Origin of the sequence: Bacillus sp. A260 (assembly GCF_009861435.1) — a bacterium.
Classification (GTDB): Bacteria; Bacillota; Bacilli; order Bacillales; family Bacillaceae_G; genus Bacillus_A; species Bacillus_A cereus.
This window is the reverse complement of record NZ_CP046398.1, coordinates 2,498,166-2,513,103: the sequence shown is the minus strand read 5'-3', so window position 1 is coordinate 2,513,103 and position 14,938 is coordinate 2,498,166. Positions and strand designations below refer to the sequence as shown.

The window sequence follows — 14,938 nt, the reverse complement described above, 5'->3', positions numbered from 1 at the left end:
TAACAGTTAGTAAATCTAGAAGGAGAATACGGGATGGAAATATACATAGAGCAACTAAAGAAACAAGATGCTAAGGATTTATTTACGTTTGAACTTACGAATAAATATTTTTTTGAAACAATGGTACCAAATCGCGGCTCGAAATATTTTGAATTTGAATATTTCCAAAAACTACTAGACGATTTGTTAATAGAACAAGCAGATGGAGATTCTTATTTTTATTTAATTCGTAATGAAGAAAAAGAAATTATAGGACGAATAAATTTAGTAGATATAGATACAGAAACTCAAATTAGTTCGCTAGGGTATCGGGTCGGAGAAAAATTTACTAAAAAAGGAGTTGCTACAGCAGCCGTAAAATTAATTTTAGATGTAGCGAAAAATAATGAAATTACTGAAGTTCATGCTAAAACAACGACTAATAATCTCGCATCACAAATTGTACTAGAAAAAAGCGGATTTTCTTCTTATCAAAACGAATCAGATACAACTTCTGTAGAATTAAATGGAGAACATGTGAAGTTTGTACACTATATTTGGAGAAATACTTCACGCTTATAATAAGGAGGACTTATTCATGAATGATTTACGTTATCCAATTGGCCAATTTACATACAAACGTCCTATAACTGAAGAAATGATTGATACATGGATTCAAGAAATTGAAGATTTACCAAATGAACTAACAAAGGCAATTAAAGATTTAGATCAGAAGCAGTTAGATACACCATATCGCGTTGGAGGTTGGACTGTACGTCAAGTAGTTCATCACGTCGTTGATAGTCATATGAATAGCTACATACGCTTTAAATTAGCACTGACAGAAAAGAATCCCACTATTAAGCCGTATAAAGAAGAGAAGTGGGCAGAGTTACCCGATTCAAAATTACCGGTAGATGTTTCACTAGTAATGCTAGATTCATTACATAAAAGATGGGTTAACCTTTTATATTCTCTAGAAATTGAAGATTTAGAAAAGACATTTAACCATCCTGAAACTGGTGAAACAAAACTTGCTGTTGCAATAGGACTATACGCATGGCATGGTCGTCATCATACCGCTCATATTACCTCGTTAAGAAAGCGACTTAATTGGTAACATGGAGATTACATTAGAGAAGGCGACAGAAAGTGATGCAGAAGTTATATTTCAAATGCAAATAGACTCATTTACCCCTTTATTACATAAATATAAAGACTATGAAACAAATCCAGCAAATGAAACTATCGAAAAAACTATTTGTAGAATAAATCATGTAGACGGTGGCTTCTATAAAATAATAGTGGCAATGAATCTTGTTGGAGCGATATGCATTTCACAAAAAGAAACACCCTCTAAATTTTGGATCAGTCCAATGTTTATTCACCCGAGTTATCAAGGAAAAGGAATTGCCCAAAAGGTACTTACATTAATTGAGAAAATGTTTCCTGAAGCAACGAGCTGGGAACTTGCTACTATTTTAGAAGAAGAGAAAAATTGTTTTTTGTATGAAAAGATGGAGTATAAAAGAACAGAAGTTATAAAGAAATTAAATGATGAAACTACACTTATTTATTACAAAAAAAGAAAGGTAAAGCATATAAAATACGCTTTACCTTTTTATGTTATTTTAGATTAAATATACAAAAACAATGTATGTTCTTCCGAAATACTCGGGTTAGTAATTTTAAAAAATGAATAAAAATACAAAAACCACTACTTTGTCGTAAAGGTTACTAACGCTTTTTGAATGCTTAAAATACTATCGTCACCTTTAAATTCTTTCGTAATTGGATCCTCCATACTAGACACCCAAATTTTAAGTTCTGCATCTAAATCAAAATGCCCAGCCGTTTCGATGCTATATTGTGTAATACTTTTATAAGGAATAGAATGGTATTCTGTTTTTTTGCCAGTTACTCCTTGTTTATCTACTAAAATAAGACGACGATTTGTAAATACGATTAGATCACGAATTAATTTATAAGCATGCTCTACTTTTTCATCATCTAGCATAATCTTCTCTAAATCACGTTCTACACTTTCAGAACTCGTATTTGATGCATTTCCTAAAATACCGCTAAATAAACCCATATTAAATTCCTCCTTTAATATATGTGGAATGAATTACTTATATTGTAACATGTTACTCACAAAGATATTATGACATTACTTTAGTAGTTTCTGGTTATTGTTGTAATTAGTTTATATAACCTCATCTTAAAATCTTATGCTAATATGAAATTAAGAAAAAAGAAGCAGAGGGATATAACATGAAGAATATTGGTTTAGTATTAGAGGGCGGAGGAATGAAAGGTTTATATACTGCAGGTGTACTCGAATATTTCATGGAAAAGAACTTATTCTTTCCGTATGTAGTCGGCGTATCAGCTGGAGCCTGTATGGGAGCAACCTATTTGTCACGTCAAAAAGGTAGAAATAAGAAAGTAAATACAGAGCTAGTATCAGATTACAGGTATATATCTTATCGAAACTTAATTCGAAAACGTGAATTATTCGGAATGGATTTTTTATTTGATGAAGTACCTAATAAAATTGTACCATTTGATTTTCAAACTTTCTTAAAATGTAATGAACAGTTTGTCATAGGGACGACTGATTGCGAATCAGGACAAGCCATTTATTATAATAAAGCAGAACATGGAAATGATATTTTAAAAATCATTCGCGCCTCAAGCTCTGTACCGTTTATAGCACCTGCTGTAGAATATAATAATCGAAAATTATTAGATGGAGGGATTATAGACCCTATACCAGTTTTGAAAGCCCAAAAGGATGGTTATGAAAAGAACGTTGTCATTATGACAAAGCCAGAAGGATATGAGAAGCAGCGAAATAAATTTTCAGGCCTGGCTAAAATTTTATATAGAAAATATCCGAAAATCGCAGAGAATTTAGTAGACCATTATCGTTTTTATAATGAGACGATATCTTATATGAATCGAGAAGAACAAAAAGATAATTTTTATGTAATTCAACCAAGTGTACAGCTTCCTATAAGCGGAATAGAAAGAAATAAGGAAAAGCTCGTTAATCTATATAATCTTGGGTATATCGATGCTCAATATCATTATGAAAACTTATTAAATTGGATAGATAAATAAAGGGGTGGAAAGTTGAAGTTAGGAAAACGAATTATTTTTAAGGAATTGCAGAAAATGCATAGTCCACTTCATAAACCGTTTCCTTATCGTGCTACAGCAAAATTGCAGCGAAACTTAAAAAGTAAATTTACCGAAGATGACTGTATAAACGCTGATTTTAATCATTATTGGATGCATACAGCAGCTACTTTAAATTCTATACTAAATGGAAACGAACAGAACATTACGTTTCAACAAATAAAGTGGTTAAGAAAATCGTTTTTTGAGTGGTTTCCGCAATATCGTTTTCTAGAAACAGAAATTGTGAATTATCCCATTTTGTATAGAGATTTCATAAGTTATGAGAAGACCAGGAAGCTATTACTTTATTACCTTATTGAATAAAAGCGAAAACGTACAGGTTACATTACTTGTACGTTTTTTTGTTCATAAAACATTCAATATTAACAACTAGTTTATATAGGAATTCTAATGAGAAGAAAGAAGTAAAGATAATAGAATGATACAGGGGAGGAGAGAGGAATAGCTGTTTTACTTTAAGTTATTGTCCAACTCGAATACAGTTAGTTATTTATGTTAAAATATTTCGAGTGAAATCAAGCTTTTAAGGATTTCATTAAACATTAAACAAAACAAGTTAGCAACGTAGAAGGGATAACATTAACATGAAAAACGTATCAAATATAGATAAAGTAGAATCAATAAAATCTTTACAGTCAACAATTAGTAAACTTGAAAATGCCTTGTCACAGATGACTCAAAAAGGATCAAATACTACTTTAGTGAAAAAAAGACTCAAAGCAGCTAGTATCGGCTTAGCTATGTTAGAAAGTGTTTGGAAGCAAGAAACTCATCATTATACTCAGGAAGATTTAGCAGAAGCTCGTAATGTTCTAATTGGTTTGCTTCCATCAATTGAAAAGATTTACGTTAAGTCAAAGCTTGGGAGTCCTCAAAGAACGCTTTTAGAAAGAAGAATAAAATCATTAGAACTTTCTATTCAGGCAATTGATTATTTTTCTAATAAATAACTTCGCTAAACAAATAACTTACGACTACTTTTATATAGGGATTCTAATGAAAAAAACTACATATAGAATACTACAAAGGAGGAAGAGAGGTGACTACAATAATCAGTCCTAAGTTAGAGAAGCTTAAAAATCAATTAAAGAATGGAAACGAAAAAGCTCTTTATACTTTTTTGCATGAAATAAAGTCAAATCACACACCACTAATAGAACAATGCCCTGCAGATAATCAGTATAAGCTTATAACGTATATATGGTTAGGGGATCAAAACACTGAAAACGTTTATGTATTCGGTAGTTTTCCTGGTTGGGATTTGTCTGTAAATCAATTACAACGATTGTTACAGACAGATATTTGGTATGTTACGTTTAGAACAAATAAGAGTTTTATTTCAACTTATTATTTTACAGTAAATGATTTTTTCGAAAATAATTGGATAAAGCGTAGTGAACAGTATCGATTAGACCCATTTAATAAAAATACATTTGGAGAAGGTACCAATAAAGCGTCTGTGTTAAAAATAAGTATGGACATGCAGTATAGCAGTCGTTTCCCTTCAAATCATTATCCATCTGGGAGAATTGAAACATATTCTTTTCATAGTTCGATTTTAAATAACACACGTAAAATTCATATTTATACGCCTCATGATTATTCTCACACTCCACATCTTCAAGAACTTCTCATTGTATTTGATGGGAATTCATTCAGAGCCTTTCAATTGAAAAAACACTTAATTATTTAATTTACGAAAAAGAAATCCCATCTTGCATTGCTGTTGCTATAGATCCTGTCGATCGATTAGAAGAGCTAACTTATAACGATAAAATGAATGCATTTTTAACGAAGGAATTACTTCCGTGGATTCAAGCTAAGTATCACGTTTATCAAGAAAAGAATCATACAACAATTGCTGGTTTCAGTCTTGGTGGCTTAGCAGCTTTTTATGCAGCACTTCAAAATCCACATATTTTCGGAAATGTGTTGTCAATGTCTGGATCCGTACATTGGAAAAAGGATAATTATGAAAATACAATTCCTTGGATTGAAAATCAAATTTCATCAATAAATTCTAATGCGACTCATCTACATTCTTACATAGCAGTAGGTGAACTCGAAAACGAACCTCTTTTAACGGCTAATAGACGGCTATATAAAGCTTTAGAAGCAAAGAAATACCAAACCACTTACGAAGAGTTTCAAGGTGGACATGATAGCGTATGGTGGCGAGAAAAGCTATTCTATGGATTAAGGGCATTAGAATTTACAAAAACGACATTAGAAAATAAAAAGGAGAGAGAATCTATGAATCAAGAAGAACTAGATAAAAAACTAAAAAAACAAGAGATTTTAGTAAAAGATGAGAAAGTTTGGTCTTATACGTATGAGGATCATATTAGTTCTATCGTTAAACAAGCAGAACAGAAAGGAGCTTTTGATCATTTACCTGGTAAAGGGAAACCTCTTAATCTTGATAAAGATCTTTCGTACAATCCTGAAAAGCAACTTTATAGAACTTTAGCAAATAATCACGTTTTACCTAGGTGGATTGAGCTTTCAAAAGAAATTGATGATTTAAAAGAAAAGCTAAAAGAAAATACAAATACTGCAGAAGCAGCGGATTTAATTCGAACTATTAATAAAAAGGTATTAGAACATAATCTACTTTGTCCACCAAGCGCGCAAAAAATGAGGGTGAAAATGGATTTTTAACGATTTTCAATTAAGCTATCGCTTACTATATAATTAAGTTAGGCATTTTCAATTCATTACTAAAAGGAGGCAAATATAGTGAAGAATACGTATCAACTTCAAATTCCGAAAGAACTAGAACAGTATCGTAGTATTTTAGAAGAAAGTGTGAAACCGTATGTTAAAGTGTCTGGAACATTAGCAGAGACAACGCTTTTTGAAAGTAAGTTTGGTGGTTATCCGTATTTACCTATAGATCAAGAGCATCCTAAAGACTCAAACGGACAACCTATGATGCTACTTGCGCAGTTAAACCTTGAAGAAATACCAAACATTGAACATATGCCTCAACATGGAATGTTACAGTTTTTCATAAGTGCTGAAGAAGATCTTTTTGGAGCAGATTTTGATCATCCCACAACCCAAAAAGACTTTCGAATTGTTTATCATTCTACAATCACAGCGGATTTAACTAAGGTGATTACTGATTTTAGTTATTTAAACACTTTAGATTTAGAGAATTTTATCATACCCAAAGCAGCAAAACTAAAGTTTGAGTTGGCATATCAACCAGTAACACCAAGAGATTATCGATTTGAAATGATTTTTAATGATAACATTGATTGGGAAGAAATTGTTGATGAAGAAAATAATACAGAATTAGGCGAACTGTATGATGATTTATGTAAGGATCAAGGACATAAAATTGGTGGTTATCCATTTTTCACACAGACAGATCCAAGGGAATGGGAAGAAAAATACCAGCAACATGACATATTATTGATGCAAATCGATACAGACGATTCATTAAATATTATGTGGGGTGATTCTGGGGTTGCTAATTTCTTTATACGTAAGGAAGATTTGTTAAATCTAGATTTTTCCAATGTCATTTACAATTGGGATTGTTACTAGAAGATATAAATAAAATAATAGCAAACAAAAAATCTTCCTGAAGGTGAGGAGGATTTTTTTATGTTAAAAATAAGCGTTATGTTAACTAGAATGAAAAACAATGAGTGTAATGAAAGTCAAGTCTAAATGACAGAAATAACAACAAATAATGTAAAGTTGTAAAACATGTGCAAATAGCAATTAATTCATTAAGTAAAACATAAAATAAAATTACTAATTTATATTTTGTATAGAAATAATTTTTCTGTATAAAAATTTCTTGCCAATCAAAAATGTTTTTAATTCGTTAAATCTTAAGCGATTATTGATTAAGATTTGCTGTGATGAATTTATAACAAATAAAAACGATAAAAACTGAAGAAATTTGTTTAGATAAGATTTAATGTAAATCTCACCAAAAATCTCCGTTTCGTCTCATTAAGTATAGTTTACTTGGGTTTTGATACCTGGTATTGCTTTGTTTCTATAACTGCCTATAATATATATTATGTCTACTAGAAAAAAGTAATAAACTTATTATAGGTTAGTTTCATTTGGTATACTTCCCTTTTCTTTATTTATTAGTGAATAGTTCGTTGATGCAGGATTAGCGTAAATAATCATTAATAAAACATAATTCAAAGCAACTTGTTTAATTATTAAATTTAAACAAGTTGCTTTGAATTTGACTAAACTATATTTATAATTTGTTTGCTTTAGCAATTACTTTGATTTCAATTAATAATTCATCGTGAATTTTAATTTTATAATTGAACTTGTTTGTGAATTATTCGATTATCATTACAATTATTCTTTTTCTTGAAAAATATTGTATTTACGCTTTAAATGTAAACCTTTATCTTTATAAATCCACCGTGAAAATTTATTAACATTATTTTTACCACTTAGGTAAATACGATATTGTTTTTCTTTGTCAACAAAACTTAATTGGAATTTATTATTCTCAAGGATATCTTTAAAAGAATTCATAAAATTATATGATCCGCCAACAAAACTAACAAAGTATTTGTGAGAGTTAACATGACCATCCCCATCAAAATACCCACGAACAAAATGATGCAAATATTCTTCTGGTACAAAAGGAAATTCGATGTTAAATGATTTACATGGCATAATTCCGTGTATGTTCATAAGGTCGTCTTTTATTGTTTTGCTATTAATGTTTAGCATATATACGCCTGTTTTTTTATTTCGATATAGTGGCTGGTTGGTGTTTAGTTCTTGTTTTATATCTTCTAAAATATAACTTTCTTTTTGTGATATACTGACACATTGATTTTCTTTCGGTATAGCACCGTCTGCTGCTATAAACCCTAAAATATAAGCCATATTGTTTGACCACGTTTTAAAATAATCTTCTGTTATGTCATACTTTCTCTTCCAACTCCCTATAGCGCGTCTTGGTACGTTATTGTCTGATAAAACCATACGAATATACCTTGCAGACACATTAGCAAGCATGGCGATTTCTGAGGTGCTCTTCCCTTCAGTATACAAATGCATGATTTCAGATTTTGATAGTTTACATTTTGATTTCTTTTTTCGCTCTATGTGCACTTACATCCTCTCCTTCCTTTCTTTTATTAGAGACATATTTTCTTCTATAACATACAACGAAACGTATGTTCTTTGTTGCGTATAAGAAGGAATTTACTAAATAAAAACAATTTACATGTACTTAATATTTGTTTTAGCTGCCACTGTGCAATTTGTACTTTATAGATACAAATAATGAATTTGACGAATTTATGAAATACAAGGCAATTTAGATGAAAGGTAAAATAATATAGTTTAAACTACAAATAGCTACAATAACAACATACATAAATTGTTAATCGTAAAAAGGAGAACGAATGAATAAGAAATATACAAATCAAATTCATACTGATATGAGTTTTAAACCGAAAGATATTATAAGTTTAATGACGGATTACTTTAAAATAAAATCAAAGCTGCGTCCTATAAAAGATTTGCCTATCGTTTTATCAAATAAAGATAATGAATCGTTAGAGAGTGTTACATGGTTTGGCCATTCTGCTTCTCTTTTGAAAATAGAAGGTAAAAAACTATTATTAGACCCTATGTTTGGAGATGCCTCTTCCCCATTTCCTTTGTTTAATAGTAAACGCTATAGTGGTACTTTTTCTTTAGAACGTGATGACCTTCAAGAAATTGATGCGATTATCATTTCTCATAATCACTATGATCATTTGAATTACAAAAGTATTATGCAGTTAAAAGATCGCGCAAAGCACTTTTATGTTCCAACTGGAGTTGCACAATATCTTATTAAATGGGGTGTTTCGCCTAGTAAAATTAGTGAACATAATTGGTGGGACGAAAATTACGTTTGATAATATTAAGTTAGTATGTGCGCCTGCAAGGCATTTCTCGGGACGTGGTATGACAGATAGAGATCGTTCATTATGGTGTTCATGGCTTATTCTTGGTCAAGAGACTAAAATTTTCTTTAGTGGTGATAGCGGTTATGCCCCTCACTTTAAGGAAATTGGTGATAAATACGGTCCATTCGATCTTACATTAATGGAATGCGGGCAATATGATCCGAGGTGGTCTGCTATTCATATGTTGCCTGAAGAAACGGTACAAGCTCATATTGATGTTAAAGGAGAATTACTTCTTCCGATTCATTGGGGTGCCTTTACGTTAGCATTACACGAATGGAGTGACCCGATAGAACGTATTACGAAAGAAGCTAACCGTTTAGGAGTTAAAATTACAACGCCTCAAATTGGTGAATCTATTACGTTAAAATCTACAAATTATCCTTCATCCGCTTGGTGGAAGGAAATTTAATTTTAAAATATAAAAAGAGCGAATCCTCTTATAAAGAATTCGCTCTTTTTTCTGTATTTAAACTTATTTCACAATATTGGATTTCCCACTATCTAAAACTCTATTTGCTGGTACACTGGACATTTCAATCACTGTATTCATACTTTTATCAGTTAGTTCAATGAGTTCGTTTTCATGTTTTATTTTATTTAAATCCCACACCATCCCATGAAATTCATTATACTGACCACTTACTTTTATAATGCTTTTTGTTTTATTTGAAGGCTGTATTTGAAGATTTGTAAATTGATTCCCACTAATTTCATTTGGCGTAGTTACTTGACTATCCATATAAATCATATTCACACAGTCTTCTAAAGAAAAGTTCATAAAACGATTGGCATTTATCCAAGCTTGTCCGGTGCTCGGTTTTTTTGCTACTAATTTTAGTCCGGTTTCCATTCCTACAATTTTAATGTTTTCGAAGTTAACAAACGAAATTTCATTTTCTTTTCCAGCAGAGTATAAAGAAATTCCGGTACCTTTATTCGTTTCCGTCCAATTGATAATATTTATATCTTTTATTTGTGTTTTGTTCCAAGTGTTATAATATTTATTTTTACCGTCTAAATGAATAACTTCAGAGCTAAATTTAGGATCGTCAATAGCTATATACGCTCCTTCAATGGATGCGTTGTTCTCCAGTTCTAGAACTCTAAAGTTTCCCTCAACTACAAATTGGGATCCATAACCAAATAATAATTTCACACCTTTTTTAACAATGATTGGTGACGTAATTTTATACTTCTTATCATCAAGTAATACCGTTTTAATTTTACTAGATTCTGCTTTATTAATAGCAGATTGTATTTTTATTGAATCATTTTCCCCTTTAAAGTTTTCTACATACAAGTTAGTACTTTTAGCTGCATAGTCTTTTTTATTGTATTGATAAAAAGCAAAAGTAATTAAAACTATACCAATGAGTAAAACAATTATTTTCTTCATCATACTCACCCCATATCGATTAATCTATGGCTTTTATATTGAGGTTATTATTATTTTGCTTTGTATTTCAGATTACCATTGCTGCTTTGTCTATGATTGAATTATATTATGTAGGATTTAGTAAACTGTTTGCTTTACTAATACATCATTCTTATAATGTATTGATTTATGATTTCATAAAGCAAAAGTCTGCTTGTACATAATGTAATTCCTTCCTCTATCCCTAATAAGCTCTTACTGGTGATATAAGATGTACTGCTGCAAATTGTTCTCCTGCTTCAATCAATATCGGTCTCATAGAACCGCCAAAGCTTAAAGTAATCGTTTCTTCTTTTATTGCTCGTAAAGCATCAACCATAAAACGCCCATCGAAAGATATATTTAATTGTTTTTCACCTTGAATCGCATCTATTTGTTGCGTTTCGGATATTTTCCCAATTTGAGAAGCGTTTGAAGAAATTTTAATTGTGGATTCGTTTATGATTTCTAAGTTAACATTGTTATTGGCCCATTCACTTGCTAATAAACTTGATCGGTCTACACCTTGTAATATCTTTTTTCTATCTACGTTAATAATCGTTTTAAAATCATTTGGAATAAGGTTAGAAATATTAGGATATTTCCCTTCAATTAGTCTTGAATATAATGTAGTTGTTCCGAGCGTAAATATAATATGACTCTCTGAAAGATAGATATATACGAATTTCGAATTGCTGTTCATTAATTTTAGAAGTTCATTAATGGTTGCGCTTGGTACAATACAATTTGCTTTTACATCTGAGGAAAGTCGCGTTTCACGTATCGCTAGTCTATGTGAGTCAGTTGCAGCACAAATAAACTTATTATTAGATAACTCTATATGCACCCCAGTAAGAACAGGTCTAGATTCATTTTTTGCTACCGCAAAGACTGTTTGTTTAAATACTTCAATCAATTGCTCTGTTTCTACTTTGATTTCTGCATGATTGTCTATAAGCGGTACATTCGGAAACTCATCTGCAGGAAATCCATTTAAACTTAATGTGATTTCTTCTGATTGTATCTTAATAATTTGCTCATTCTTACTTTTTATTGCTATATCACTTGGCATTTTCTTTATTATTTCAATAAAATACTTTGCAGGTACAACAATAGTTCCTGCCTTTAAAATAGTTGCAATCTTTTCGTCTTCAATTAAAACAGGAATGAATTTTTCAATAAAAATATTCGAGTTACTTGCAATTAAAGTAATTCCAGATTGATCTGCAGTTATTTTTATACCAGATAATATAGGAATTAAAGATTTTGTTGATATTGCTTTGTTGACTTCTGAAAGTGCTTGAGTGAATTGTTTGTGATTAACGATAAACTCCATTTTTTCCCCGCCTTACATGAGATAATATTTTTATGAAGATTGATGAACGATTGTTCCGTTAAAAAAATAAGGTACTGTTTCTTTCTTTTGTAATAAATCTAGTAAATGTTCTGGTATGCGTAAATATGGAGCTGCTATATGTAATTCCATCCAAGTAATCTCTTCAATTTCTTTCGGCCTTGATATATATGTCTCTCCGCCAATTATTTCACCTAGAAAATTAAAGAAAATTGCATGATGATCTCTTTCCTCGAAAAAGGCTTCGCTGATAGAACAAATCCCTTTTACGTTTATATGTAACCCTGTTTCTTCTTTTACTTCTCGAATTACTGCTTCTTCCAATGTTTCTCCTAATTTAACTGCGCCACCTGGTAATGTATAATAAGAACCATTTTCCCCTTTGTTTTTTACCATTAAAATCTTTTCATTAGTTTTATCGTACAAAATCGCGTATGTAACATTAACTTTTTTCATATGTACCTCCTCTATTTTTAATAAAAGGAATTTTCTGTCTTCTATTCATTCTACCATTAACTCCTTTTAATATATATAAGTTAGTTAAGTCTTGCCTTTACCACTATTGGTGGAGTTAATAAGAATAGGCTACTGATATAAAAAAAGAACGTACCTTAGGAAGATTATCCAAAGTACGTTCTTGCAGTTTTAGAATAAAAATTGATTCAATTAATACTGAAATTAATAATAACCTCGCCCTTATTGCATGTGTATTCCAAATACTAATGTTAACAAATTCTATATACTTTTTAGCCGTTTTTCTAAATAATAATGATTATGTCCTTTCGGATGATCTTCACTTACTCCGATTACTTTATATCCATGCTTCTTATAAAAATCAGGCGCCTGAAAACTAAAAGTATCTAAATTAATTAACCTACACCCTTTTTCAATTGCAAATTCTTCAATAAGTTTTATTAACTTGGTTCCATAACCTTCGTGTCTATATTCTTCAGAAACCCACAGGAAATCAACATGTACGTGGTGCCAAAATGTAATTGCAGTTATTCCACCTACAATTTTTCCCTTTTCATTTCTCACTATAAAACTAATTTTTTCTGAAGGCTTTTTCTCTTCATCTGAAATATGTTTTTGGTTATATTCAATTACTTTTTCTCTTATATAATCACTATCTTCTTGGACCCATTGTTTTACTATTTTCATTTTAATTATCACGCTCCTTTTAAAGTATCTATTCAATTTAATAATCGTATAATCGTAGCTACTTTAAATAATGACTCAGAAGTGTTATCAATGACTTCATTACTTTTGTTAGAACGAATCGAGGCTTCTCAAATCATTTCATTTTAAATTAAATAACTCTATTCTCTCTATACTAAAAAGAGCCCTATATTAGGACTCTTTTTAGTATTACGCCACTTTCCGATGTAAATGTTTTAGTTCCTTTTTCTTCTCTGCAGTTGGTGGACGGATTAATATTGAAATAATGAAGGAAATAACACTTAAAACACCAATTATAATGAAAGTTGGTTGAAATCCCCCGAGTATCGCTCCAATAAATGATCCTGCAAGCGCACCAAATCCAAAACCTTGGTAGACAATCCCGTAATTTGTACTATGGTTTTTTAATCCAAAGAAATCTCCGACAATAGCTGGGAATATAGTTATATTACCGCCGAAGCAAAAGGCGACACTTGCTACACAAGCAAAATAGATTCCGTAATTTAGCGGAATAAAACTTAAAGTAAAGACTGACAAACCTATAATAATAAACGTTGCAGAGACAATTTTCATTCGGCCGATTTTATCTGATAACGTCCCAAGAATGATTCTACCTACTGTATTAAAGATCGCAATCATAGCAACGGCGTTTGCAGCGGTTGCTGCGCTAAGTCCAACAAGTTGTACGCCGATATCTTTTACCATACTGATTAAATACAAACCACCCATACACGAGGTGAATAACATAAAAAATAGCAGATATACTTGTTTCGTTCGCATCATTTCACGCGGAGTATAGTCATTGTGTAATGTTTCAGTTACAGCATTACTTACAATTGCCTCACGTAAGAAGAACGATCCGATTAACACTAAAAGTAACACGATAATACCCCAATATAAGAATGCTTGTGATACACCAAGGTTATCGATAAGATTTCCGTTTATATATCTAAAGATTAAGCTGCCCATTCCATACGCTGATACAGATATACCTGAAATAAGCCCTTTCCGATTTGGAAACCATTTAATTAAATTAGATAGTGATGTAATATAAGCTGTTCCATCCGCATAACCAACAACGACACCAGCTAATAAATATAATAGTGGTAAGGAAGAAACTTGTGAACTAAGTATTAAGCCGAGTCCTAAAACAATTCCTGCAGTAGCAATAAGTTTCCGAAGTCCTATTTTTTTCTGTAACTTTGCTGCAAATAAAGTTGAGAATGATAAAGAAAAACTTGTTATGGAGAAAGTTATCGCTACTGAATTAAGATTCCATCCAAACTTACTTACAAGGGGTTGATTAAATAAACTCCATGTATAAATTGTTCCAAGGCCAATTTGAACAATGATTGTACCTAGAACAATTAGTAACGGATTTATAGAAGTTTGTTTCATACTAACTGTCCCCTTCTTTTATCTTGACATGAATTTTCACAGTTAGTATATCCATCATAAATTGCAAGATACTGTACGGAAAATGGTAATTAAGTTCATATACACAAAAAGACACTTCATAAAGAAGTGCCTTTTGCAGGTTATATCAGATATTTCTAAAGAAAGCTTTGTTAAGATAAGACATTTTCAAATGCTTATGTATATATGTTATCAAATAATTTCTTAAATGTTATGAGACTTAAGACGTATTTTTCATTCATCATATAGTCGGATGAAAAATTAATATTCGATTTCATCAAAATCTTTCGGCTGCGGTACAGTTTGCATATTAGCTGCATCTTTAGGATCGCTATAAATTGCATTTTGCTCTGTATTTACATCTTTTATATTTTGCTTTTTATTTTTGTTCACTTTATCTTTCACTTTCAATCACTCCTTTTCGTT

Annotated in this window: 15 protein-coding genes and 3 pseudogenes; 9 read left to right on the top strand and 9 right to left on the bottom strand. The window is 31.0% G+C overall.

The window, feature by feature from the left end:
- The first annotated feature begins 33 nt into the window (after positions 1–33).
- Genes GD442_RS12640 through GD442_RS12630 form a run of 3 tightly spaced genes read left to right on the top strand, consistent with a single transcriptional unit; the run spans position 34 to position 1,619 of the window.
- Positions 34–561, top strand: a complete 528-nt coding sequence (locus GD442_RS12640; RefSeq protein ID WP_000409245.1) for a GNAT family N-acetyltransferase — start codon at positions 34–36, stop codon at positions 559–561.
- 16 nt (positions 562–577) lie between these two features.
- Positions 578–1,099, top strand: coding sequence for a YfiT family bacillithiol transferase (locus tag GD442_RS12635; protein WP_000999070.1), 522 nt, complete (start codon positions 578–580; stop codon positions 1,097–1,099).
- Position 1,100: 1 nt separating this feature from the next.
- The gene (locus GD442_RS12630; protein ID WP_000406646.1) at positions 1,101–1,619 is read left to right on the top strand and encodes a GNAT family N-acetyltransferase; all 519 of its coding nucleotides are present in this window, start codon (positions 1,101–1,103) and stop codon (positions 1,617–1,619) included.
- A 77-nt stretch (positions 1,620–1,696) separates the two neighbouring features.
- Here GD442_RS12630 and GD442_RS12625 read toward each other — a convergent pair whose 3' ends face one another.
- Positions 1,697–2,074, bottom strand: coding sequence for a PH domain-containing protein (locus tag GD442_RS12625; RefSeq protein ID WP_000522472.1), 378 nt, complete (start codon positions 2,072–2,074; stop codon positions 1,697–1,699).
- A 179-nt stretch (positions 2,075–2,253) separates the two neighbouring features.
- On the opposite strand from GD442_RS12625, the gene GD442_RS12620 reads away from it, so the two are divergent.
- The 5 genes and pseudogenes from GD442_RS12620 to GD442_RS12600 all read left to right on the top strand — a co-directional run bounded on the left by GD442_RS12620 (position 2,254) and on the right by GD442_RS12600 (position 6,741).
- Complete coding sequence (locus tag GD442_RS12620) at positions 2,254–3,105, top strand: patatin-like phospholipase family protein (RefSeq protein ID WP_000789276.1); 852 nt, start codon at positions 2,254–2,256, stop codon at positions 3,103–3,105.
- A 12-nt stretch (positions 3,106–3,117) separates the two neighbouring features.
- A complete protein-coding gene (locus GD442_RS12615) occupies positions 3,118–3,489 on the top strand; it encodes a YxiJ-like family protein (protein WP_000765937.1) in 372 nt (123 codons plus the stop codon).
- Between the two features lie 281 nt (positions 3,490–3,770).
- Complete coding sequence (locus tag GD442_RS12610) at positions 3,771–4,136, top strand: hypothetical protein (protein ID WP_000800305.1); 366 nt, start codon at positions 3,771–3,773, stop codon at positions 4,134–4,136.
- 89 nt (positions 4,137–4,225) lie between these two features.
- Positions 4,226–5,847, top strand: a pseudogene (locus GD442_RS28395) (DnaJ family domain-containing protein).
- Between the two features lie 78 nt (positions 5,848–5,925).
- Positions 5,926–6,741, top strand: coding sequence for a YwqG family protein (locus GD442_RS12600; RefSeq protein WP_000799806.1), 816 nt, complete (start codon positions 5,926–5,928; stop codon positions 6,739–6,741).
- 786 nt (positions 6,742–7,527) lie between these two features.
- On the opposite strand, the gene GD442_RS12595 is transcribed toward GD442_RS12600, so the two are convergent.
- A complete protein-coding gene (locus GD442_RS12595; RefSeq protein ID WP_000546825.1) occupies positions 7,528–8,298 on the bottom strand; it encodes an LAGLIDADG family homing endonuclease in 771 nt (256 codons plus the stop codon).
- 365 nt (positions 8,299–8,663) lie between these two features.
- Here GD442_RS12595 and GD442_RS12590 point away from each other — a divergent pair.
- Positions 8,664–9,558: pseudogene (locus GD442_RS12590) on the top strand (MBL fold metallo-hydrolase).
- 63 nt (positions 9,559–9,621) lie between these two features.
- Here the strand turns inward: GD442_RS12590 and GD442_RS12585 are convergent.
- The 7 genes and pseudogenes from GD442_RS12585 to GD442_RS27755 form a co-directional block, all read right to left on the bottom strand.
- Complete coding sequence (locus tag GD442_RS12585) at positions 9,622–10,545, bottom strand: hypothetical protein (protein ID WP_000721083.1); 924 nt, start codon at positions 10,543–10,545, stop codon at positions 9,622–9,624.
- Between the two features lie 223 nt (positions 10,546–10,768).
- Positions 10,769–11,899: a DNA polymerase III subunit beta gene (gene dnaN / locus GD442_RS12580; protein WP_000394469.1), complete on the bottom strand. Its 1,131-nt coding sequence runs from the start codon at positions 11,897–11,899 to the stop codon at positions 10,769–10,771.
- Between the two features lie 30 nt (positions 11,900–11,929).
- The gene (locus GD442_RS12575) at positions 11,930–12,373 is read right to left on the bottom strand and encodes an NUDIX hydrolase (RefSeq protein ID WP_000757601.1); all 444 of its coding nucleotides are present in this window, start codon (positions 12,371–12,373) and stop codon (positions 11,930–11,932) included.
- 279 nt (positions 12,374–12,652) lie between these two features.
- Positions 12,653–13,078: a GNAT family N-acetyltransferase gene (locus GD442_RS12570; protein WP_000706723.1), complete on the bottom strand. Its 426-nt coding sequence runs from the start codon at positions 13,076–13,078 to the stop codon at positions 12,653–12,655.
- Between the two features lie 50 nt (positions 13,079–13,128).
- Positions 13,129–13,200, bottom strand: a pseudogene (locus GD442_RS28090) (cadmium resistance transporter); the annotation flags it as partial.
- An 85-nt stretch (positions 13,201–13,285) separates the two neighbouring features.
- Positions 13,286–14,494 carry an L-lactate MFS transporter gene (locus tag GD442_RS12565; protein ID WP_000815124.1) on the bottom strand — a complete coding sequence of 403 codons (1,209 nt, stop codon included), beginning with the start codon at positions 14,492–14,494 and terminating at the stop codon, positions 13,286–13,288.
- Between the two features lie 279 nt (positions 14,495–14,773).
- Positions 14,774–14,917, bottom strand: a complete 144-nt coding sequence (locus GD442_RS27755; RefSeq protein ID WP_000653680.1) for a hypothetical protein — start codon at positions 14,915–14,917, stop codon at positions 14,774–14,776.
- Positions 14,918–14,938 lie beyond the last annotated feature (21 nt).

Excerpts from the sequence above, each read along its gene's own strand:
- GD442_RS12640 (WP_000409245.1), top strand. The coding sequence starts at position 34 with ATGGAAATATACATAGAGCAACTAAAGAAACAAGATGCTAAGGATTTA.
- GD442_RS12565 (WP_000815124.1), bottom strand. The coding sequence starts at position 14,494 with ATGAAACAAACTTCTATAAATCCGTTACTAATTGTTCTAGGTACAATC.
- GD442_RS12625 (WP_000522472.1), bottom strand. The coding sequence starts at position 2,074 with ATGGGTTTATTTAGCGGTATTTTAGGAAATGCATCAAATACGAGTTCT.
- GD442_RS12630 (WP_000406646.1), top strand. The coding sequence starts at position 1,101 with ATGGAGATTACATTAGAGAAGGCGACAGAAAGTGATGCAGAAGTTATA.
- GD442_RS12610 (WP_000800305.1), top strand. The coding sequence starts at position 3,771 with ATGAAAAACGTATCAAATATAGATAAAGTAGAATCAATAAAATCTTTA.
- GD442_RS12575 (WP_000757601.1), bottom strand. The coding sequence starts at position 12,373 with ATGAAAAAAGTTAATGTTACATACGCGATTTTGTACGATAAAACTAAT.
- GD442_RS12635 (WP_000999070.1), top strand. The coding sequence starts at position 578 with ATGAATGATTTACGTTATCCAATTGGCCAATTTACATACAAACGTCCT.
- GD442_RS12570 (WP_000706723.1), bottom strand. The coding sequence starts at position 13,078 with ATGAAAATAGTAAAACAATGGGTCCAAGAAGATAGTGATTATATAAGA.
- dnaN (WP_000394469.1), bottom strand. The coding sequence starts at position 11,899 with ATGGAGTTTATCGTTAATCACAAACAATTCACTCAAGCACTTTCAGAA.
- GD442_RS12585 (WP_000721083.1), bottom strand. The coding sequence starts at position 10,545 with ATGAAGAAAATAATTGTTTTACTCATTGGTATAGTTTTAATTACTTTT.
- GD442_RS12620 (WP_000789276.1), top strand. The coding sequence starts at position 2,254 with ATGAAGAATATTGGTTTAGTATTAGAGGGCGGAGGAATGAAAGGTTTA.